The following is a 19,363-nucleotide window of genomic DNA, read 5'->3' as shown; positions in this document are numbered from 1 at the left end:
CCAGCGGCGGAGCAAGATCAGTGCAGCGTAAGAAGCAGCCATGGCCAAGGGCGGCTGGCAGGAATTCAGCAAGCCGGAAAGCCTGCAACGCGCCGCGGCCGGCAGTGCCGCTGGCGGGCCCAACCCCAAGGCCCAGCAGCGGGTGCGGGTGCAGCGCACCAAGGCGGGCAAGGGCGGAAAACTGGTGACGGCGATCACCGGACTGGAGGCGCTGGAAGCCGAACTCAAGACCCTGCTCAAGCAGCTCAAGGCTGCCGCCGGCACGGGCGGCACCGTGAAAGACGGGGTGATTGAGCTCCAGGGCGACCAGGTGGCGCCGGCCCTGGCCGCCCTGGAGAAGGCCGGCTACCGACCCAAGCAGGCGGGAGGCTGAGCACTCGGGCCCGCGCCGGCAGCGGGGGATACTTGGCCAATCAGCCTGCAGCAGAGCGCGATGGCCGCCTCCCCAATCCCGCCAACGGTCCCCTACGGCGAACTCACCAACCAGGGAGCCTCCACCAACATCGCCTGGCACCACACCTCCGTGGACCGGGCTGCCAGGGCCGAGCAGCGGGGCCACCGCAGCGCCATTCTCTGGTTCACCGGCCTCAGCGGCGCCGGCAAGAGCACCCTGGCCAATGCCGTGAATTCGGCCCTGTTTGAGCGGGGGCTGGCCTGCTACGTGCTGGATGGCGACAACATCCGCCACGGCCTCTGCAAAGACCTGGGCTTCTCCGACGCCGACCGGGAGGAGAACATCCGCCGCATCGGCGAGGTCAGCAAGCTGTTTCTGGATGCGGGCGTGGTGGTGCTGACGGCGTTCGTGTCACCGTTCAAGGCCGACCGTGACAAGGCCCGTGACCTGGTGGACGCCGGCGACTTCATCGAGATCCACTGCGCCGCCAACCTGGACGTGTGCGAGCAGCGCGACACCAAGGGGCTCTACGCCAAAGCGCGGGCCGGCGAGATCAAGGAGTTCACCGGCATCTCCAGCCCCTATGAGGCCCCCGAGCAGCCCGAGCTGCGGGTGGACACCGGCAGCCAGAGCCTGGAGGACTCGGTGGCGCAGGTGCTCAGTTACCTGGCAAGCCAGGGCGTGATTCCCCAGGCGGGCTGAGCGACTCCCCAGCCCGCAGCTGGTCGCCCCAGGCATCGAGGAAAGTCTTGGCGCAGCTGGCCGTGGGCACCGCCAGCAGCAGGCCCAGTAGATCGCCCAGCCCCAGCAGGCTGCCCAACCGGGCCCCCACCGGCAGGCTGATCAGCAGCCAGGCCGGCTGCAGGCCAACGATCAGTCCCATCAGCCGGGGCTGGATCACCTGATCGACCACCTGGCCCACACTGATGGCGGCCGCCAGCACCTCCAGGCCGGTGCGGGGATCGTCAAGGGCCAGGAGCAGGCTGACCACCACGATCGTCAGGGCGCTGGCGTAGGGCACCAGAGTGGTGAAGCCGATCGCCACCGCAAACAGCACGCCATAGGGAATGCCCAGCAGCGTGAACACCACGATCTGGGCGGCGCTGAGGATCAACGCCAGCACCACCTGGCCGGCGAAGTATCCCCGGAAGGTGCGATTGAGGGTGGTTACCACCAGCTCCCGCACCTTTGGCGGCAGCCACTGGGCGAGGCCCGCACTGATGCCCTCCCCGCCCAACAGCAGAAACACCGCCAACACCAGCACGATCACGGTGTTCACCGTGAGACCCACGGTGGCGCCGAGCAATCCGAGCAGCTGCTGACTGACCTGACGGGCCAGCAGGCTGGTGCGCGTGAGCAATTCGCTGCTGAGGTCGCCGAAATCTGTGGGCAGCCCCCGGGTGCCAGCCCAGGCCTGCAATTGCTGCAGCAGCGTTTCGCCCTGGGCCAACCAGCCGGGCAAGGCCGTGATCAGCTCGCCCAGCTGCTCAATCAGCCGCGGCACCAGCCAGACAGCCGCCAAAGCAAGCAGCCCGAAACTGAGACCCACCACCAAGGCGGTGGCCAGCCAGCGCGGCAGACCGCGGCCCATTAGCCAGCGGCTGGGTAAATCGAGCAGGAAGGCGATCAGGGCGGCTCCCACAAACAGCGCCGGGAAGGGGGCGAGGGGTAGCAGCAGCTGACGCAGCACCCAGAGGTTGAGCACCAGCAGGGGCAGGGCCAGGCCGGCCTTCAACCAGGGGGGCAGGACAAGGCGCTCGAGCATCAGCCCATCTGCTCCAGGTAGGCGCGGCTGCCGAGCTCCACCAGGCGGCGGTCCTTGCTGGTGACCTGGGCGTGCAGCTCAGCGCGATAGGCCGCGATGGCGGCCGCCAGGCGTTCGTCAGCGGTGGCCAGGATCTGCACAGCCAGCAGGCCGGCGTTGGTGCCGTTGCCGATGGCCACCGTGGCCACGGGGATGCCCGCCGGCATCTGCACGATCGAGTGGAGCGAATCCACCCCGGCGAGCGCCCGGCTCTGCACGGGCACGCCGATCACCGGCAGGGTGGTGAGCGCGGCCACCATCCCGGGCAGGTGGGCGGCCCCACCCGCGCCGGCAACGATGACTTTCAGGCCGCGGCCAGCGGCCTGCTGGGCAAAATCCATCATCTCGAGCGGCGTGCGATGGGCCGAGAGCACCCGCACTTCCACCACCACCCCGAAGCGCTCCAGCACCTCCACCGCCGGCTGCATGGTGGGCAGGTCGGAATCGCTGCCCATCACCACCGCCACGCGGGGGGCGGGATCCGGCGCAGACGATCCAGGGGAAGGAAGCGCAACCACGCAGGCGCAGGCAGAGAATGGCATTGTCACGTCTGACCGCCCAGACGCCACACCTGCGCTCCTCTGCCCATGCACTGGCTCAGCAACGTTCGCCTGCCCCAGGCTCGGCGCTGCAGCCACGGCGCCGAGCAGCGCTGGCGCATCGGCCTCGACGACGACAACCTGATCGCCCTGGTGGAACCCCTGCCGGATGGCAGCCGGGCCACCGGTGACGACTGGGGCGGCGACTGGCTCAGCCCGGCCGGGGTGGACCTGCAGATCAACGGCGGCCTGGGGCTGGCCTTCCCGGAACTCACCGCCACCGATCTACCTCAGCTGGAGCAGCTGCTGGAGCTGCTCTGGCGCGATGGCGTCGAAGCGATCTGTCCCACCCTGGTGACCTGCGGCGTGGCGCCGCTGCGCCAGGCCCTCACCGTGCTGGCCGAAGCACGCGCGCGGCATCGCCCGGGCCGCTGCCAGCTGCTGGGGGCCCATCTGGAAGGCCCCTTCCTGGAGCCAACGCGGCGCGGCGCCCATCCCGCCCAGCACCTGGCCGCCCCGAGCCTGGCGGCGCTGCTGGAGCGCATCGACGGCTTCGAGGACGACATCGATCTGGTGACCCTCGCCCCGGAGCTCGACGGAGCCGAAGCGGTGATCGCCGCCACGGCCGAGCGAGGCATCGTGGTGAGCCTGGGCCACAGCGCCGCCAGCGAAACCCAGGCCGAAGAGGCCTTTGCGCGCGGGGTGACGATGCTCACCCACGCCTTCAATGCCATGCCCGGCATGCACCACCGGGCACCGGGGCCGGTGGCGGCGGCCGCCCTGCGGGGCGACGTGGCGATCGGCCTGATCGCCGATGGGGTGCACGTGACCCCCACCATGGCGGTGCTGCTGCAGCGGCTGGCCCCGGAGCAGGTGGTGCTGGTGAGCGATGCCCTGGCCCCCTACGGTCTGGGGGAGGGACAGCACCGCTGGGATGAGCGGCTGCTGATCGTGCAGGACGGCAGTTGCCGGCTGCAGGACGGCACCCTGGCCGGGGTCACCCTGCCGCTGCTGGAGGGGGTGCGGCGTCTGGCGCAGTGGACCGGCGAACCCGGCCGCGCCATCGCCGCGGCCACCGTGCTGCCGCGCCGGGTGCTGGGGGATGACCGCAGCCTGCCCCAGCTGCTGCTGGGCACGCCCCTGGTCGAGGCCCTGCGCTGGCATGCGGGGGCTGAGGGTCTGGTGTGGCAGCGGGCCGTGGCCGCCTCCATCTAGGCGCTGCAGTCCTTCCTACGGATTCATGGCATCAGCGATGCCTCGATGGCGCTGGCCTGACGGAGGTGGCGGCCATGCAGGCCAGCTCGAGGGGTGTTGCAGTACGAGCAAAGCGTGGATAGGACAGGACAGCCGACGACCAACCGGGCACCATGGCGTTTCACGATCTGGCTTCCCTGCCACCCGCTGCGGTGCGGGCCGTTGCCCAAACCTGTGAGGCCCTGATCAGCGCCGAGGGGAAAGAGCGCCCAACGGAGCGGGAGCGCGAACTGCTGGCGACGCTGTTCCCCTCCTTGTTGGGCCAACCCTGGCCCAAAGATCCAGCCGCCACCACCCCAGTGGGGTTATCGGGGCTGGTGCTCAGCCGCCGCCAGCGGCAGGAGGTGATGCAACTGCTCACGCTGCTGGCCTTCCTGGAGCCTCGGCTCGATCAGGCCAAGGTGCAGCTCCTGATGCGCATCGCCGTCGAGCTCCAGGTGGAGCCCGAAACGATGGCCGATCTGGAGGAGGTGTGCCGCGGGCACGTGCTCAAGAGCTTCGGCGACATGTACCGCCGCACCTTCCATGCGCTCAACAACGATGGCGTGGTGCAGGGCTATGCCCGCTTCATCCTGCCAATGCTGGGCGTGGGCATCGATCGGGAACACGAAAGCCGCTACGCCGCCCTGAATGCGGCACCAGCCGGCAGCTTGGGGGCAGGCCTGCACGCTTACTACATCGACAACAACTTCCCTTACCCCGGGAGTCGCAGGGGCCTTCCTTACGCCTATGTGGCCATCCACGACCTGCACCATGTGATCGGCGGGTACGCCACCAATCCCAACGGCGAACTGCAGGTGCTGGGCTTCACGATGGGCTTGTTCCCGGACCACGCCCTGCTGATTGGCCTGCCAGCACTGTTGCAGTTCCAGATGGGCATCGCCGATCCCCTGGCGGGAAGCGTTGCACCAAAACTGAAAGATCAGCTCGATGCCCCTACCTTCGCGCAGGCCCTGCAGCGCGGCGGCGCTACAACCGGGCCGATCCGCGATTTCCATTGGGACTTCTGGCCCTGGATCGAACGCCCCTTGGCAGACGTGCGGCGTGAACTCCAGGTGCTCTGAGAAGGGGTAGCTCCCTAGGATCCGGCCCATCCAGAGGCCCATTGCCCCGCTCGATGCATACCGCAGCCAAAACAGCAGCCGAAAAAGCCGAGGTGAAGGGCTATTTCGAAACCACCGGTTTCGACCGCTGGAACCGCATCTACAGCGAGTCCGAGGACGTCAACCGGGTGCAGCGCAACATCCGCATCGGCCACCAGAAAACGGTGGACAACGTGCTGGCCTGGCTGCAGGAGCAGGGCAACCTGGGCGAGCGCAGCTTCTGCGACGCCGGCTGTGGCGTGGGCAGCCTGACCCTGCCCCTGGCCCAGCTGGGGGCAGGATCGATCGCCGCCTCCGACCTCTCGGCCGCCATGGTGCAGGAAGCCGAGCGTCGCGGCGTCCAAGCCGGCATCGCCCCGGGCCGCATCCACTTCCTGGCCTCCGATCTGGAGAGCCTCAGCGGCCGCTACGACACGGTGATCTGCCTGGATGTGTTCATCCACTACCCGCAGGCCCCGGCCGAGGAGATGGTGCGCCATCTGGCTGGCATGGCGGAGCAGCACCTGATCGTGAGCTTTGCCCCCTACACGCCGCTGCTGGCGCTGCTCAAGGGCATCGGCCAGCTGTTCCCGGGCCCCAGCAAAACCACCCGGGCCTACACCCTGCGCGAGGCGGGCATCGTGGCCGCCGCCGCCGAGGCCGGCTTCCGGCCCGTGCGCCGCAGCCTCAACAAGGCGCCCTTCTATTTCTCCCGCCTGATCGCCTTCGAACGGGCCTGATCAGACCTGCGCGCCTGAGCGCACCACCCGAAAGGTGAGATTGAGACGCTCCTGCTCCAACCGCAGGCGCTTGGGCAGGGCGTGCTGCCACCACAACTGGGTGGGGGGTTCCATCAACAGCAGATCGCCGTTGTGCAACGCGATGTTGAACGGCGCGCAGGGGTCGCCTTGCCTGATGCCCTCCTCGCCATACCCCTCGGGCAGCGGAGCACCAGGCGGCCGGCGGGGGCTGGGCCGGGGCCGCAGGCGGAAGTCGCGGGGGGCCCCGAAGCTGAGCGAGGCGATCGGCGCAGCGGGATCGAGCTCGGGTTCGTCGTCGGCATGCCAGCCCATGGCATCGCGGCCGTCGCGGTAGCGGTTGAGCAGCAGGGAGTTGAAGCGCCAGCCGGTGAGCTCCTGCAGGGCCTGGCGCAGCTCAGCGGCGGCCGGGCACCAGCTCTCGATCGCATTGGCCAGGCCGCTGTAGCGGTAGCCGCAGCCCGGATCAGCCATCCAGCAGGTGAGCCGCGGCAGCAGGTGACGGCGGCCATAGAGCGTGATCGCCTCCTGCTTCCACGGCACCTCGGCCTGCAGCGCCGCCAGGAGCTCGGCCGCCCGGGCCGGCGGCAGCCAGGCCGGCCAGTGGCGCAGGTGCAGACCAGGGCGTTCAACAGTCTGTTCAACAAGCCCCGAATGCAAAAACTCAACCATCGGCGGCACCGCGCAGGGCCTCGGGCAATGGCGCCTCCAACTCGAGCAGGCCGCCATCGGGGCAGGCCAACTGCAGCCGATGGGCATGCAGGTGGTAGCTCCCATCCCCCGGCAGGGCCCCCGCCTGGGCGCCACCGCCAGGGCCATAGAGCGGATCGCCCAGCAGCGGGGCCCCGGCGGCGGCGGTGTGGATGCGGATCTGGTGGGGGCGGCCGGTGGCGATCGTGACCTCCACCGACCAGGCCCGCTCGCGCCGCTCCAGCAGGCGCAGCACGCTCAAGGCCGGCAGTGCGGCGGGATCCGCAGGGGCGGCAGGGGCGGCAGCCCAGATGGTGCCCAGGCTCCCATGGGCACAGCGACCGATCGGGGTGGTGAGGCTGAGCAGCTCGCCGGGCTCCAGCGCCAGCAGAGGCGAGCCGGGGGCGGGTGGCTGCAGCAGGGCCCGGTAGGTCTTGCGGCAGGGGCTCACCAATGTGGTCACAGTTGTGGAGCTTTTTTGAAGGCGCTGTTGTTGTGCCGTGCTCTCCCGCAGCTGGGCGCTAAGCCAGGCGCGGGTGGCGCTGCGGCGGGCGCAGATCAGCAGCCCCGAGGTGAAGCGTCCCAGACGGTGCACGGGCCGAGCGTCAGGCCAGCGGGCCTGCAGCTGGGCCAGCAGGGTGTGCTCCAGAAAGCCACCGGCCGGCAGCACCGGCAGGCCACTGGGTTTGTCGAACACCAGCAGGTCGCCGTCGTCGAACAAGGGGCCGGGCAACACCGGCACGGCGGCTTCCTGCCAGGGGGGCCGATGCCAGATCAGCCCATCCCCGGCTGCGAGGGCGACATCGGCCTGGAGCTGTTGGTTGTTCCTGCAGATCTCGCCGGCGGCGAGCCGTTGTCGCCACACCGCCGCACTGGAATGGGGGTAGCGGGCTGCGTAAAACGCGCTCAACAACTGGCCCCCGTCGCGGGGAGTCACGCGATCGCGGTAGGCGTGGCCCCGGTTGAACGCCGCTGGCAGCTCAATCCACAAGACGGTTCAGTCCACAAGACCGTGCTCGAGGGCGTAGCGCACCAGCTCGGTGCGGCTGGCCGTGCCGGTTTTGATGAACAGGCGGCTGACGTACTTCTCGACATTTCGGATCGAGGTTTCCAGGCGCCGGGCGATCTCCTTGTTCATCATTCCCTCGGCCACCAGCTGCAGCACGCTGGCCTCCCGCGGCGTGAACACATGCTCCGAAGTGGTGGCCGGCTTCTTGGTGCCACCGGTGGCGAGCAACGAGCGGATCTCGGTGATCTGCTTGGAGAGCTGGCCGATGTCGGCGTCGGCGAAGCGGGCGGCCTCGGCCAGCAGACGCTGCTGACGGTTCACCACGTTGTGAACCCGGGCCACCAGCTCGTCGGGATCGAAGGGCTTGGGGATGTAGTCGTCGCAGCCGGCCTGGAAGCCAGCGATGCGATCGGCGGTCATGCCCTTGGCGGTGAGGAAGATCACCGGCGTGCCCCCCAGGCGCTCATCGGCCCGCAGCTTCTTGAGCAGGCCGTAGCCGTCGCAGCGCGGCATCATCACGTCGCTTAGGATCACATCGGGCAGCAGCTCCTGGGCCACCGTCCAGCCCTCCTCGCCGTCGTTGGCGGTGGTGACCGCGAAGCCCACATCTTCCAGATAGGCCTTCACGGCGGTGCGCAGGCCGGGCTCGTCGTCGACCAGCAGCAGGCGCACGGGCGTGGCCGGGGTTTCCGGAGCCGCGGTGGCCTGGGTGGGATCGGATTCAAGGTTCATGGCCGCAAGTCTGCAGGCGCTCAGCGGGGCCGTCCAGGCAACACCTGCTCGGATTCCCGAAGCATGCCGCTGTAGCCCAGCTGGAGCGCCAGAGCCGCCAGGCCGGCCGGATCCTTGCCCGCCTGCTCGGGGAAGCAGGTGGCCCACCACACCAGGTGGTCGATGCGGTTGGCCGGGGTGATTGGGCCGCCGGGGTTGAGTTCGCGCAGGAAGAGGTAGGCCCCATTGCTGGTGACCCGCATCGGTGCGGCCGGGCTGCAGCGGACCGTTTCGCTGCGCACCTTCACATCCTTGGGCTGCTCGTCCCAAAACTTGATGCGCCACAGGCCGGGGCTGCTGGGATCGGCCACGACATTGTAGATGCCGACCGCCTGCATGCCGCCCAGGCCGGGGCGCTCCTGCAGCAGGATCAGCCCCGGCGGCCGGGCGTCCTGAGGCCGCACCCCACCGCCCTCCGCCCAGGCAGGCGATGCCAGCAAAGCGGCCAGGGCCACCAGGGTGAGGGTTCTGGTTGGCACCATGGAGCTCTAGAAGCACCTCCATGCTCGCCTACCTCGACCACCACGCCACCACGCCCTGCGATCCGGCGGTGGTGGCGGCGATGGCGCCCTGGTGGAGCGAGCACTGCGCCAACCCCGACAGCCGGCTCTACCGCCCGGCCCTGGAGGCCGCTGCCGCCGTGGAGAGGGCCCGCGGCCAGCTGGCCCGCGCCCTGGGCGCCGCCCCGGAGGCGGTGATCTTCACCAGCGGTGCCACCGAAGCCAACAACCTGGCCCTCAAGGGGGTGTGCGAGGCGGCTCTGGAGCAGGGCCATCCCCGCCGGCGGCTGCTGAGCCTGGTGAGCGAGCACCGGGCCGTGCTGGATCCGCTGGCCTATCTGGGACGCCATGGCTTTCCGGTGCAGCTGCTGCCGGTGGGCCCCGATGGCCTGGTGGATCTCGCCCAGCTCGAAGCCGCCCTTGGCGACGACGTGCTGCTGCTCAGCGTGATGGCCGCCAACAACGAGATCGGCGTGCTTCAGCCCCTAGCCGCCATCGGCGAGTTGTGCCGCCAGCGGGGGGTGCTGCTGCATGTGGACGCCGCCCAGGCCGCCGGCCACATCCCCCTGGCCATGGACGCCCTGGGCATCGACCTGCTGAGCCTGAGCGGCCACAAGCTCTACGGCCCCAAGGGCGTGGGGGCCCTGCTGGTGAGGCCGGGGTTGCGGCTGGCACCCCAACTGCACGGCGGCGGTCAACAGGACGGGCGCCGGGCCGGCACCCTGCCGGTGCCCCTGATCGTGGGACTGGGGGAGGCGCTGACGCAGGCGGAGGCCGACCGGGAGGAGCGGGCCGGGCGGCTCGGGGCCCTGCGGGACCAGCTCTGGGAGGGCCTGCAGGCCCTCGGGGGCATCGAGCTCAACGGAGGCCTGACGCCCCGGCTTCCCCACAACCTCAACGTGACGGTGCAGGGCGTCGACGGCCAGCGGCTGCACCGGCTGCTGCGCGGGCGGATCGCCGTGAGCAGCGGCTCGGCCTGCAGCCAGGGGTCGCCCTCGCATGTGCTGGCGGCCTTGGGCCGCAGTCGCGCCCAGGCCGCCGCCTCGATTCGCTTCGGATTGGGCCGGGAAACCAGCGCGACCGACATCACCCTGGCAATCGACGCGGTGGCAGCGGCAGTGCGGGAGCTGCGCTGAGGAGCGCTACTTCCATCAAAGCTTCACAAAGCGGATGCGCCCTTGTGTGTCCATCGCTACCGTCCGGGCCATCTGCCCTTGGTCATGGCCCTCACCCCCTCCGACAACAGCCGCCTGCACATTCTCCAAGCCGTTGAAGACGGGTGGGGCGCCTTCTGCCGGGCTCCCTGGGCCTTCCTGCTGTTTCAGGCCCTGGCGGGCCTGATCCTGCTGCCCTTTGCCGCCCTGACCGCCGTCGGTGCCGCCCGCCTGGCCAAGGTGGAGGAGCTGATGGTCGTGCACCCCGTGGGTGGCTGGATCGCGCTGATCGCGGGCGTGATCGGCTACGTGATCGTGGCCCTGTGGACCGTGGTGGGCCTCACCCGTGGTGCCTGGCTGAGCCTGGAGGGCCGCAAGCCCTGCTTCGCCGACTTCACCCGCTGGGACCGTCCCGCCAGCGCCCGGCTGCTGGGCTCGGCAGTTCTGCTGGCGATTGTGGTGGCCGTAGCCGGCGCCATCGCTGCCCTGATCGGTGCTGGCCTTGGCAAGCTCAATGAAGCCCTCTCCGTCATCCCGATGATCGTGGTGGCGATCTTTTATGTGTGGCTGCTGGTCACCCAGAAGTTCCTGATCCAGGTGTCGCTGCTGGGCACCTCCAAGGCCACCAACACGCTTGGATCAGGCGTGAACGTGGTGAACCCCAGCTGGTGGATGGTGCTGTGGCTGGGCATTGTCGAAGGTGTGATCCACGCCATCGGCGGCCTGTTCAGCTACGGCGGCCTGCTGGTGGTGGTGCCGGTGGTGCTGTGCATCTCCACCGCCGCCTACCGCCAGCTGTTCGGCGCCGAAGACCGCACCGGCCTGCTCAGCTGAGCCGCCGCGCAATCCGCAAGCGGGCGCTGCGGCTGCGGGGGTTGGCCTCCGCTTCCTCAGGGCTGGCCTGAATCGCCTTGCGCGTGACCCGCTCCAGCCGCTCATCGGCCAGAAAGGCCGTCTTCACCCGACGGTCTTCAAGGGAGTGAAAGCTGATGATCGCCAAAAGCCCCCCAGGCACCAACCAGTCCGGGGCGCTGTGCAACAACTTGTCCAACACACCCAGCTCGTCGTTCACGGCAATGCGCAGGGCCTGAAACGTGCGCGTGGCGGGATGAATGCGGCCCCGGCGGGCCTGGGGTGGGTAACAGCCGGCCACCAGATAGGCCAGCTCAGCGGTATCCCGCGGGGCCCACGGGCCCTGCTCTTTGACGCGCCGAGCGATGCGGCGCGAGAGCCGCTCCTCGCCGTAGGCGTAGATCAGATCGGCCAGCGCCGTCTCGTCGAGCCGATCGATCAGCTCACCAGCGGTCTCACCGGCCGTGGGATTCATGCGCATGTCGAGCGGGCCGGCCAGCCGGAAGCTGAAGCCCCGCGCCGCCACATCCAGCTGCGGACTGCTCACCCCCAGGTCGGCCAGCACCGCCACAGCCAGCTCAGCTGGCACGTAATCGGCGAAGTTGGTGGCCACGATCGTGGCGCGATCGCCAAACGGGGCGAGGCGCTCGGCGGCGGCGGCACGGGCGCTTGGATCCTGGTCCAGCCCCACCACGCGCAAGCCGGGATGGGCCTGCAGCAGCAACGCACTGTGGCCGCCGCCGCCGAGGGTGCAGTCGATCAGCGTGCCGCCGCCACCCGGCAGCGCCGCCAGCAGCGGCTCGGCCAGCACGGGCACGTGGGCGAAGGCCCCAGGGGAATCGAACAAGCGGGAAGCCGGGAACGGCGGGCGCTTCCTTCCTAAGATCCCGGCATTCGACCTCTTAGGCCACGGCCCCATGACGCAGCTGGAGACGCGCACGGAGCCGATGGTGGTCAACTTCGGCCCCCACCACCCCTCGATGCACGGGGTGTTGCGGCTGGTGGTGACCCTCGACGGCGAGGACGTGGTGGACTGCGAGCCGGTGATCGGCTACCTCCACCGCGGCCTGGAGAAGATCGCCGAAAACCGCACGAACGTGATGTTCGTGCCCTATGTGAGCCGCATGGACTATGCGGCCGGCATGTTCTACGAAGCGATCGTGGTCAACGCCCCCGAGCGGCTGGCCGATGTGCCGGTGCCGAAGCGCGCCAGCTACATCCGCGTGCTGATGCTGGAGCTCAACCGCATCGCCAACCACCTGCTCTGGCTTGGCCCCTTCCTGGCGGATGTGGGCGCCCAGACGCCGTTCTTCTACATCTTCCGCGAGCGGGAGATGATCTACGACCTGTGGGAAGCGGCCACCGGCCAGCGGCTGATCAACAACAACTACTTCCGCATCGGTGGCGTGGCGGCGGATCTGCCCTACGGCTGGCTGGAGAAGTGCCTCGACTTCTGCGATTGGTTCGGCCCCAAGATTGACGAATACGAGAAGCTGATCACCAACAACCCGATCTTCCGCCGCCGGATCGAGGGACTGGGCGTGATCAGCCGCGAGATGGCGATCAACTGGAGTCTTTCGGGCCCGATGTTGCGCGCCTCCGGCGTGCCCTGGGACCTGCGCAAGGTGGACCACTACGAGTGCTACGACGACTTCGACTGGGCCGTGGCCTGGGAGAAAGAGGGCGACTGCTTCGCCCGCTACCGGGTGCGCGTTCAGGAGATGCGCGAATCCCTCAAGATCGTGCGCCAGGCCTGCCAGATGATCCCGGGCGGCCCCACCGAAAACCTGGAAGCCCAACGGATGGCCGAAGGCAAGGGGGGGCCTTCCTCGGCCTTCGATCTGCAGTATGTGGCCAAGAAAGTGGCCCCCACCTTCAAGATCCCCGAGGGTGAGCTCTACACCCGCCTGGAATCCGGCAAGGGCGAGATCGGCGTGTACATCCAGGGCAACAACGATGTCACCCCCTGGCGCTTCAAGATTCGCGCCGCCGACTTCAACAATCTGCAGATCCTGCCCCACATCCTCAAGGGGGCCAAGGTGGCCGACATCATGGCCATCCTCGGCTCCATCGACGTGATCATGGGGTCGGTTGATCGCTGATTCAAGCGCCTGGTTGCTGCTCTGCCGCACGGTGCGCTTTGGCGACACCGATGCCGCTGGGGTGATGCACTTCCAGCAGCTGCTGCGCTGGTGCCACGAGGCCTACGAAGAGAGCCTGGAACGGTTCGGTCTTGCGGCCGCCGATGTCTTCCCGCGGCCGGGGCACACGCCCGCCGTAGCCCTGCCCATCGTGCATTGCAGCGCCGACTTCCTCGCCCCTCTGGCCTGCGGCGATCCCCTGGCCATCCAACTGGAGCCTCAGCGCCTCGATCCCGGGGCCTTTGAAGTGCGCTACAGCTTCCAGAGCGGTGATCGCAGCGTGGCGCTGGGGCTGACCCGGCATCTGGCCATCAGCGCCGGCAGTCGTCAGCGCTGCCCTTTGCCCGAACCCATCAACCGCTGGCTGGAGGCCTCGAGCCTGGGACAGGGCATTCAGCCGCTTTAGGGCCGGCGGAACACGTAGAGCAGCGCCGCCAGCTGGAGCGGCAACAGGGCTGCCATGAGGGCCATCGGATGCAGGCCATCGTGGGGAATGCTGCCGGCCGCAACAAAGCTGATAGCCCCGGCAAGGGCCAACAAAACAACGAGCGTCAGCCGTTGGGCCGACGACTCAGAACCAGTCTTTCTCAGCATCGAGATACTCAACTCGAAATTCGTCGTTTGATTTGGCGAGATAAATGATCCCCTCAATAATGCCAATCACCTGAAAAACGAAATAACCCACTCCGCAGGTCAACAGCGACACCACCAACATGATGATGGCCGGCTTGTTGTAGCCCAGCACAAACTTGTGCACACCAAAGGCACCCAGGAAGATGCCGGTGAGTCCCGCCGCCAGCTTCTTGTTGCTGATTTCGGTGTCAGAGAGGGTCGACATCGGCCGATGTGGGTCGGGACTTCTGATTTGCTTCTAGCTCATCCATCCAATCCCGCCAACGGCTGCGTTGCCATTTGCCCAGCGCGGTGGGGGCCAGCTCGGGGCAGCACAGCCAACGCGTCGGGCGCTCGGCCGGCGCCCAGGGCTCACACAGCTGCTGCAGCTGGCGCTGTAGATCCGGCCAGGGCTGCATCCCCTCAGCCCGCACCAAGGCCACCAGGCGCTGGCCCCACTCGGGATCATGCATAGGCAGCAGCAGCAGCGCCTGCACGGGCAGACCGGCCGCCTGGGCCAGCGCCAGCAGCTGGGCCTCCAAAGGCTCAGGAAAGACGGTTTCACCACCGCTGTGGATGGCGCTATCGAGACGCCCCACCACGACCAGGCCCGCCGGCCCCAGGCGGCCGGCATCACCGCTGCGCCACCACCCGTCGGCGGAGCGGGGCAGGGGTTGCAACTGGCCGTTCGCCAGCCAACCCGGGCTGAGCCGCCCGCTGCGCACCCCCACGGCCCCATCCGGGCCCAATCGCAGCTCCACATCCACCAGGGGCGCACCGCAACCGGCTGCAGCCGCCAGAAAGCGCTTGGGGGGGAGGGCACACACCATGGCAGCCGTTTCCGTGGCGCCATAGCAAGGGGCAAGCCGCAGCCCCGCCTGACGCGCCCGCACTGCGAGCTGGGGAGGCAGCGGCGCCCCGCCCACCCAGATCAGCCCCAACTGCTGCAGCCAGGCCACACCCTCTGGAGCCGCCATCAAGCGCTGCAGCTGGGTGGGCACCAACGACAGCAGGGCGGGGCGAGTCGGATCCACGGGCGCAGCGGCCGCCAACAGGGCCGGATCGCGCAGCCAGGCCGGCTGCAGGTGCCGGTGGGCAGCGCCCCACTGCTGCGCCCGCAGCCAGGGCAGCAGGCCGCTGACATGGTGCAGCGGCAGGGGGTTGAGATGCAGGCAAGCCGCCGGGTTCAGCCCCTGCTGCTCCAGCCACGAGCCCGTGGCCGTGGCGGAGGCTTGCAGGTGAGCCAGGGGTTGGAGGCACCAGCGCCTCCCGCCGCTACTGCCGCCGCTGCCCAGCACCACTCCAGGGCCCCACTGCCGCTGCAAGGGATCCAGCCCCTGGGGCCCGATCGCCGCGGCCAGCGCCTCCTGATCGCGCGGAGCAGGGCCCGCCAGCGCCACGATCTGGCCGGCCGCCCAAGCCTGCTGCAGCTGCTCGAATCTCATCGAGCCTCCACTCCAGCAGACGGCCCTGCGGCGGCCCACACCGTTTCAGGATCGGCACTGGCGAGGCCCCCCGGCGCCTGCCAGCCCGGCGCCAGACCCGGCGCCACGGGCGTGGGGCCCTCGGCCTGCAGGGCCGCCAGATGGTCGAGCCAGCGCCGACCGATGCCGGTTTCAAAGGCGGTGCTCAGCATCAGCCGCGGGGCACCCCGCTCCAGGGCCGCCAGCAGCTTCCGAGGATCTCCCTCCTGGCTGGGCCGGCGCACCTGCCAGCCGGGCCAGCTCTGGCGCAGGGCTGGCTGGCATTGCAGCGATTCATCGAGGGCCACCGGCAGGCGATCGGCCAGGGCCGCCAGACCGGCCTGGTCGGCGGGATCGAGGGGCTGCTCCAGCCACTGCAGCCGCGGCTCGCGGGACAGCCGCTCGGCCCAAGCGGCCGCGGTGGGCCGGTCCCAGCCGCCATTGGCATCGAGGCGCAACCGCGCCGCTGCCGGCAGCCGCTGAAGCAGCTGCTCCAGCAGCTCCCGCTCGAGGGGATCAGCAAACACGGCCACCTTCCACTTGAACACGGTCGCCGGGGCGCCGCGATCGAGGGCCTCCAACACCGCCGGCCCGGCCGGCAGCAGCTGGGCCGATGCCGGCGCCGCCAGCCAGCGGCGCTGCGGCAGTCCATCGAGCTCCGCCAGGGCTGCTCCCAGGGCGAAGGCAAGGGCCGCTGGCAGATCGCCGGCCGTCAGCGCTGCCTCCAGGCCGTCGCGGGGATGGCTGGATCCGAGGGCCTCGATCACCGCGGCCACCGGCTCCAGCTGCCCATCCAATGGGGCCGCCTCGCCCCAGCCTGCGCTCCCCTGCTCCCCCTGCAGCCGCAGCAGCCAGCCGCGCCGCTGGTGCACCGTGCCCGCCGCCGTGGCCAGGGGCTGGGGCAGGGCAAAGCCAAAGGGCCGCCACTGCAGGCGGATCAAGCCGGCCACCAGCGCCCCAGGGCCAGACCCAAGGCCAACCCCAACCCATTGAGCGCCTGGAAGCGCAGGGCAAGAAACTTGCTGCCGGCGATGCGCTCCGGGTGGCGATGCTGCTGCTGCAGCAGGCGAATCAGATCCCGGGCCGGCGGCAGACCCACCACCCCCAGCAGGGCCGTGAGGGGCCACTGGCCCACCAGCACCGGCGCCCATTGCAAGGCCAGGGCACCGGCCACAAACCAGGGCACCAGTGCCGCCGCAAGGCCCGTGCCCAGGTGCACCACGGGCGAGCGCTTGCCGTTGGCATCGTCCTCCTCCACCTGGTGGAAATGAGAGCAGAACAGCACCAGGGTGGTGGCCAGGGCGGGACCGCTGCCCAACAGCAGGGCCGTGCCCCAGGGAATGGCCAGGGTGCTGGCAGCGCCAGACGGCGCCAAAGCGAGCAGGGCGGCGGCGGTGGCCAGCGGACCGAAGGCGATCCAGCAGAGGGGCTCCCCGAGGCCGCGGTAGCCCAGGCGAAAGGGCGGCCCCTGATACACATACCCAAGCCCGCAGCAGGCCAGCACCAGGGCCAGCACCGCCGGCGTGCTGCGCCAGGCCACCAGGGCCATCAGGGCCAGGCCCAGCAGCAGGCAGCCGTTGGCCAGCAGGGCCACCCGATCCCGCCGCCCGGTGAGATTCACCACCGAATGGGGTTTGCCGTGGGTGTCGACGCCGGTGTCGGCATCAAACACATCGTTGGCCAGGTTTTCCCAGACCAGTAGCAGCACTGCCGCCAGCAGGAACAGCAGCAGCTGCTCGACGCGCACCGGCTCTCCCCGGCCAAAGCGCCAGCCGGCGGCCAGCAGCACCGGCATCACCGCCACGGCATACATGGGCCATTTGATCGCCGCCTTCCAAAGCAGGCGTCGATCCGGGTGGCTGGCGTAACGGCTTGCGACGACCTTGGACACAGGGATGGGGGCCGCAGGCGGCAGCCGCTGCAGGACCCATACATTTGAGCAGCTCTTCGTCGCGGCAACGGCCCCTTCTGGTGCAGGCCTCCCCTTCCTTCACCGATTCCTCGGGTGATTCGTTCACCCAGCTGCTGGCCCTCGCCAACGAACAGGCACGCCAGCTGGAGGAGGACGGCGTGCTCAGCCTGGCGCTGCCCCTGGCCGGCGGCGACCCGATGCTGCTGCTGCCCCACCTCGAACCCACCGGTGGCGACGGCTTCCGCTTTCTCTGGGATGGCGCTCCCGGGCTCTGCATCGCCGCCGCCGGCCGCACCAACAGCCTGGAGCTGAGCGGGCCCCGACGCTTCGAGCTGGCCCAACGCTTTGCCAGTGCCAGCCTCAGCCGCCTGGCCACCGCTTCCCAAGGGCCGCCCCTGGCCAGGCCGCGGGTGCTGCTGGCCTTCGCCTTCTTCGATGCGCCCCTGCAGAGCGAACCGGGTGGGGTGCCGGGAGTGCAGGCCGTGCTGCCGCGCTGGCAACTCAGCCGCCAGGGCCAGCATTGCTGGCTGCGTCTGCAGCGTGCCATCGGCGGCGAGGTGACGCCGCGGCAGCTGGCCGAAGAGCTCTGGGAGCAGGCTCGCCGCCTGGAGCGGCTGGTGGTGGATCCCATCCCAGCCGATCGTGCACAAGCCAACCGGGTGGGCCTGCGCTGGAGCTCCAGCTGGCAGGAGCGCTACCGCTCCGCCGTGGCGGAGGCCCTGGCCCGGGTGGATCGGGGCGAACTGGAAAAAGTGGTGCTGGCCGTGCGCCAGGAGCTGCGCCTTGACGCCACTCCCGACCCCCTGGAGCTGCTGAGCCCCCTGCGGCGCCACCAGAGCGGCAGCTGCCGCTTCCTCTGGCAGCGGTGTCAGGGAGCCGCCCTGATCGGGGCCTCACCGGAGCGGCTGCTCACGGTGCGGCAGGGTCAGCTGCGCTGCGATGCCCTGGCAGGCACGGCCCCAGCAGGCGATCAGGCCGCGGCCCTGCTGCACTCCGACAAGGATCGCCACGAACACGAGCTGGTGGTGGACACCATCACCGCCGTGCTGGCGCAAGTGGGCCTCCGCCCCCGCCGGCCACGCCACCCGCGCCTGGCGCGCCACGGCCAGCTGGTGCACCTGCACACCCCGATCACGGCGGCCCTGGGCCCGCAGCAACCCCTCGCCATCGCCGCGGCCCTCCATCCCACCCCCGCCGTCGCCGGGCTACCGCGGCGCGAAGCCATGGCCTGGCTGCGCAGCCTGGAGCCGTTTGAGCGGGGCCACTACGCCGCACCGATCGGCTGGATCGACAGCGCCGGCGACGCCGACCTGCGGGTGGCCATCCGCAGCGGCACCCTGCGGGGCGATCGGCTCGAACTCACCGCAGGGGCGGGGCTGGTGCGGGGCTCCACGGTGGAGCGGGAGCTGCAGGAGGTGGCCCTCAAGCTGGGTGTGCTGCAGCAGCAGCTCAACCTGCCAGCTCAGCTGCGCAGCAGCCGCTCGATCACCTGATCTGCCAGGGGAATCCCCCCCAACCGCTCCACCTCCCGCACACCGGTGGGGCTGGTCACGTTGATCTCACTGAGCCGGCCATCGATCACATCGATGCCCACAAAGAACAGGCCTTCGGCCTTCAGGGCCGGCGCCAGTTCGGCGCAGATGTGGCGCTCCTGATCGGTGAGCTCGGTGGCCTCGGGCTGGCCGCCCACGGCCAGGTTGCTGCGAAATTCGCCGCCGCTCGGCACCCGGTTGACCGCCCCCAGCGGCTCCCCATCCACCAACAGGATCCGCTTGTCGCCAGCGCTCACTCCAGCCAGGAAGGACTGCACCATCACCGGCAGCTGCTCCTGGCCTGTCACCAGCTCCAGCAGCGCCCGCAGGCCTGGGGTGCTGGCGGAGGCAAACACCACCCCCTGACCGGCCCGCCCGCCCAGAGGCTTGAGCACCACCTCGCCGTGCTCGGCCGTGAAGGCAGCCAGCGTTTCCACCCGGCTGGCCACCAGGGTGGGCGCCATCAGGTGGCTCCAGCGCAGGGAACTGAGCTTCTCGTTCCAGGCTCGCAGCCCCGCCGGGCTGTTCAGCACCCGCACCCCCTGGCGCTCACCCAGCTCCAGCAGATGGGTGGCATAGAGGTAGGCCTCATCCACGGGCGGGTCCTTGCGCATCCACACGCGCGGAAAGGCCGTGAGGGGGAGGCGCTGCGCCTTCCCCAGGCGATACCAGGGTTCGCCGGCCTGGGGCTGGCCTTCGGGCCGGGATTCCAGAGGCTGGGCCACCACCCAGGCGCCATGGCCTCCAGGCGCATCGGCCGCCGACAGATCCGCCAGGTTGCACACCCACACCTGCTCGCCAGCCCGGAGGGCCGCCTGCATCAGGGCGACGCTGGAATCCTTGGCAGGGTTGAGCCGCGCAATCGGATCGATCACGAACAGTTGGGAAGCCACCGC

General features: G+C 69.7%; 23 protein-coding genes. 10 read left to right on the top strand and 13 right to left on the bottom strand.

Features of this window, described 5'->3' with window-relative positions:
• The first annotated feature begins 40 nt into the window (after positions 1 to 40).
• A complete protein-coding gene (locus KBY65_RS07420; protein ID WP_094560771.1) occupies positions 41 to 373 on the top strand; it encodes a translation initiation factor in 333 nt (110 codons plus the stop codon).
• A gap of 60 nt (positions 374 to 433) precedes the next feature.
• Positions 434 to 1,096: an adenylyl-sulfate kinase gene (cysC, locus tag KBY65_RS07415; RefSeq protein WP_094560773.1), complete on the top strand. Its 663-nt coding sequence runs from the start codon at positions 434 to 436 to the stop codon at positions 1,094 to 1,096.
• Here the strand turns inward: cysC and KBY65_RS07410 are convergent.
• Both KBY65_RS07410 and purE read right to left on the bottom strand, forming a co-directional pair.
• Positions 1,053 to 2,159 carry an AI-2E family transporter gene (locus KBY65_RS07410; RefSeq protein WP_094560775.1) on the bottom strand — a complete coding sequence of 369 codons (1,107 nt, stop codon included), beginning with the start codon at positions 2,157 to 2,159 and terminating at the stop codon, positions 1,053 to 1,055. The two genes, cysC and KBY65_RS07410, sit on opposite strands and share 44 nt — an antisense overlap.
• Positions 2,159 to 2,716, bottom strand: a complete 558-nt coding sequence (purE, locus tag KBY65_RS07405; RefSeq protein ID WP_254988117.1) for a 5-(carboxyamino)imidazole ribonucleotide mutase — start codon at positions 2,714 to 2,716, stop codon at positions 2,159 to 2,161. Before purE ends, KBY65_RS07410 begins: the two co-directional genes overlap by 1 nt.
• 69 nt (positions 2,717 to 2,785) lie before the next feature.
• Between purE and KBY65_RS07400 the strand changes: the two genes are divergently transcribed.
• The 3 genes from KBY65_RS07400 (at position 2,786) to bchM (ending at position 5,813) form a co-directional block, all read left to right on the top strand.
• Positions 2,786 to 3,952, top strand: a complete 1,167-nt coding sequence (locus KBY65_RS07400; protein ID WP_255001058.1) for an N-acetylglucosamine-6-phosphate deacetylase — start codon at positions 2,786 to 2,788, stop codon at positions 3,950 to 3,952.
• Positions 3,953 to 4,104: 152 nt separating this feature from the next.
• On the top strand, positions 4,105 to 5,055 hold the full coding sequence (locus tag KBY65_RS07395) for a hypothetical protein (RefSeq protein ID WP_255001056.1): 951 nt from the start codon (positions 4,105 to 4,107) through the stop codon (positions 5,053 to 5,055).
• 53 nt (positions 5,056 to 5,108) lie between these two features.
• On the top strand, positions 5,109 to 5,813 hold the full coding sequence (gene bchM, locus KBY65_RS07390) for a magnesium protoporphyrin IX methyltransferase (protein WP_255001055.1): 705 nt from the start codon (positions 5,109 to 5,111) through the stop codon (positions 5,811 to 5,813).
• Here the strand turns inward: bchM and KBY65_RS07385 are convergent, their stop codons facing one another.
• Genes KBY65_RS07385 through KBY65_RS07370 form a run of 4 tightly spaced genes read right to left on the bottom strand, consistent with a single transcriptional unit; the run spans position 5,814 to position 8,783 of the window.
• Complete coding sequence (locus KBY65_RS07385) at positions 5,814 to 6,503, bottom strand: alpha-ketoglutarate-dependent dioxygenase AlkB family protein (protein WP_255001054.1); 690 nt, start codon at positions 6,501 to 6,503, stop codon at positions 5,814 to 5,816.
• Positions 6,496 to 7,512 (bottom strand): pseudouridine synthase, encoded by a 1,017-nt coding sequence (locus KBY65_RS07380; RefSeq protein ID WP_261357830.1) that lies wholly within the window; start codon positions 7,510 to 7,512, stop codon positions 6,496 to 6,498. Before KBY65_RS07380 ends, KBY65_RS07385 begins: the two co-directional genes overlap by 8 nt.
• Positions 7,513 to 7,518: 6 nt before the next feature.
• The gene (locus tag KBY65_RS07375; RefSeq protein WP_094560787.1) at positions 7,519 to 8,262 is read right to left on the bottom strand and encodes a response regulator transcription factor; all 744 of its coding nucleotides are present in this window, start codon (positions 8,260 to 8,262) and stop codon (positions 7,519 to 7,521) included.
• Between the two features lie 20 nt (positions 8,263 to 8,282).
• The gene (locus KBY65_RS07370; protein ID WP_094560789.1) at positions 8,283 to 8,783 is read right to left on the bottom strand and encodes a hypothetical protein; all 501 of its coding nucleotides are present in this window, start codon (positions 8,781 to 8,783) and stop codon (positions 8,283 to 8,285) included.
• A 20-nt stretch (positions 8,784 to 8,803) separates the two neighbouring features.
• Between KBY65_RS07370 and KBY65_RS07365 the strand changes: the two genes are divergently transcribed.
• Both KBY65_RS07365 and KBY65_RS07360 read left to right on the top strand, forming a co-directional pair.
• Positions 8,804 to 9,937, top strand: coding sequence for a cysteine desulfurase family protein (locus KBY65_RS07365; protein WP_255001052.1), 1,134 nt, complete (start codon positions 8,804 to 8,806; stop codon positions 9,935 to 9,937).
• 84 nt (positions 9,938 to 10,021) lie between these two features.
• Positions 10,022 to 10,789, top strand: coding sequence for a hypothetical protein (locus tag KBY65_RS07360; RefSeq protein WP_094560793.1), 768 nt, complete (start codon positions 10,022 to 10,024; stop codon positions 10,787 to 10,789).
• Here the strand turns inward: KBY65_RS07360 and rsmH are convergent.
• The gene (gene rsmH, locus KBY65_RS07355; protein ID WP_233128619.1) at positions 10,782 to 11,654 is read right to left on the bottom strand and encodes a 16S rRNA (cytosine(1402)-N(4))-methyltransferase RsmH; all 873 of its coding nucleotides are present in this window, start codon (positions 11,652 to 11,654) and stop codon (positions 10,782 to 10,784) included. The two genes, KBY65_RS07360 and rsmH, sit on opposite strands and share 8 nt — an antisense overlap.
• 70 nt (positions 11,655 to 11,724) lie before the next feature.
• Here rsmH and KBY65_RS07350 point away from each other — a divergent pair, with 70 nt between their 5' ends.
• Together KBY65_RS07350 and KBY65_RS07345 are read left to right on the top strand one after the other, a co-directional pair.
• Entirely contained in the window at positions 11,725 to 12,909 is a 1,185-nt protein-coding gene (locus tag KBY65_RS07350; RefSeq protein ID WP_254988106.1) for an NAD(P)H-quinone oxidoreductase subunit H, read from the top strand.
• Positions 12,899 to 13,354, top strand: coding sequence for an acyl-CoA thioesterase (locus KBY65_RS07345; RefSeq protein WP_094560799.1), 456 nt, complete (start codon positions 12,899 to 12,901; stop codon positions 13,352 to 13,354). Before KBY65_RS07350 ends, KBY65_RS07345 begins: the two co-directional genes overlap by 11 nt.
• Here KBY65_RS07345 and KBY65_RS07340 read toward each other — a convergent pair.
• From KBY65_RS07340 to menA, 5 genes are read right to left on the bottom strand one after another with little or no spacing between them, the layout of a single operon-like run.
• Positions 13,351 to 13,488: a hypothetical protein gene (locus KBY65_RS07340; RefSeq protein ID WP_255001051.1), complete on the bottom strand. Its 138-nt coding sequence runs from the start codon at positions 13,486 to 13,488 to the stop codon at positions 13,351 to 13,353. The genes KBY65_RS07345 and KBY65_RS07340 overlap by 4 nt on opposite strands.
• A gap of 31 nt (positions 13,489 to 13,519) precedes the next feature.
• The gene (locus KBY65_RS07335; protein ID WP_255001050.1) at positions 13,520 to 13,786 is read right to left on the bottom strand and encodes a TM2 domain-containing protein; all 267 of its coding nucleotides are present in this window, start codon (positions 13,784 to 13,786) and stop codon (positions 13,520 to 13,522) included.
• Complete coding sequence (locus KBY65_RS07330) at positions 13,770 to 15,005, bottom strand: AMP-binding protein (RefSeq protein WP_255001049.1); 1,236 nt, start codon at positions 15,003 to 15,005, stop codon at positions 13,770 to 13,772. Before KBY65_RS07330 ends, KBY65_RS07335 begins: the two co-directional genes overlap by 17 nt.
• Positions 15,002 to 15,973, bottom strand: coding sequence for an o-succinylbenzoate synthase (gene menC / locus KBY65_RS07325; protein ID WP_255001048.1), 972 nt, complete (start codon positions 15,971 to 15,973; stop codon positions 15,002 to 15,004). Before menC ends, KBY65_RS07330 begins: the two co-directional genes overlap by 4 nt.
• Positions 15,961 to 16,836: a 2-carboxy-1,4-naphthoquinone phytyltransferase gene (gene menA / locus KBY65_RS07320; protein ID WP_409996635.1), complete on the bottom strand. Its 876-nt coding sequence runs from the start codon at positions 16,834 to 16,836 to the stop codon at positions 15,961 to 15,963. Before menA ends, menC begins: the two co-directional genes overlap by 13 nt.
• Positions 16,837 to 16,994: 158 nt before the next feature.
• Between menA and KBY65_RS07315 the strand changes: the two genes are divergently transcribed.
• Positions 16,995 to 18,428: an isochorismate synthase MenF gene (locus tag KBY65_RS07315; RefSeq protein WP_094560807.1), complete on the top strand. Its 1,434-nt coding sequence runs from the start codon at positions 16,995 to 16,997 to the stop codon at positions 18,426 to 18,428.
• Here the strand turns inward: KBY65_RS07315 and gshB are convergent.
• A complete protein-coding gene (gene gshB, locus KBY65_RS07310; protein WP_255001047.1) occupies positions 18,398 to 19,360 on the bottom strand; it encodes a glutathione synthase in 963 nt (320 codons plus the stop codon). The genes KBY65_RS07315 and gshB overlap by 31 nt on opposite strands.
• Positions 19,361 to 19,363 lie beyond the last annotated feature (3 nt).

The sequence above is a fragment of the Cyanobium sp. Alchichica 3B3-8F6 genome (assembly GCF_024346435.1).
Lineage (GTDB): Bacteria > Cyanobacteriota > Cyanobacteriia > PCC-6307 > Cyanobiaceae > Cyanobium_A.
This window is presented reverse-complemented; position numbering and strand designations above follow the sequence as displayed.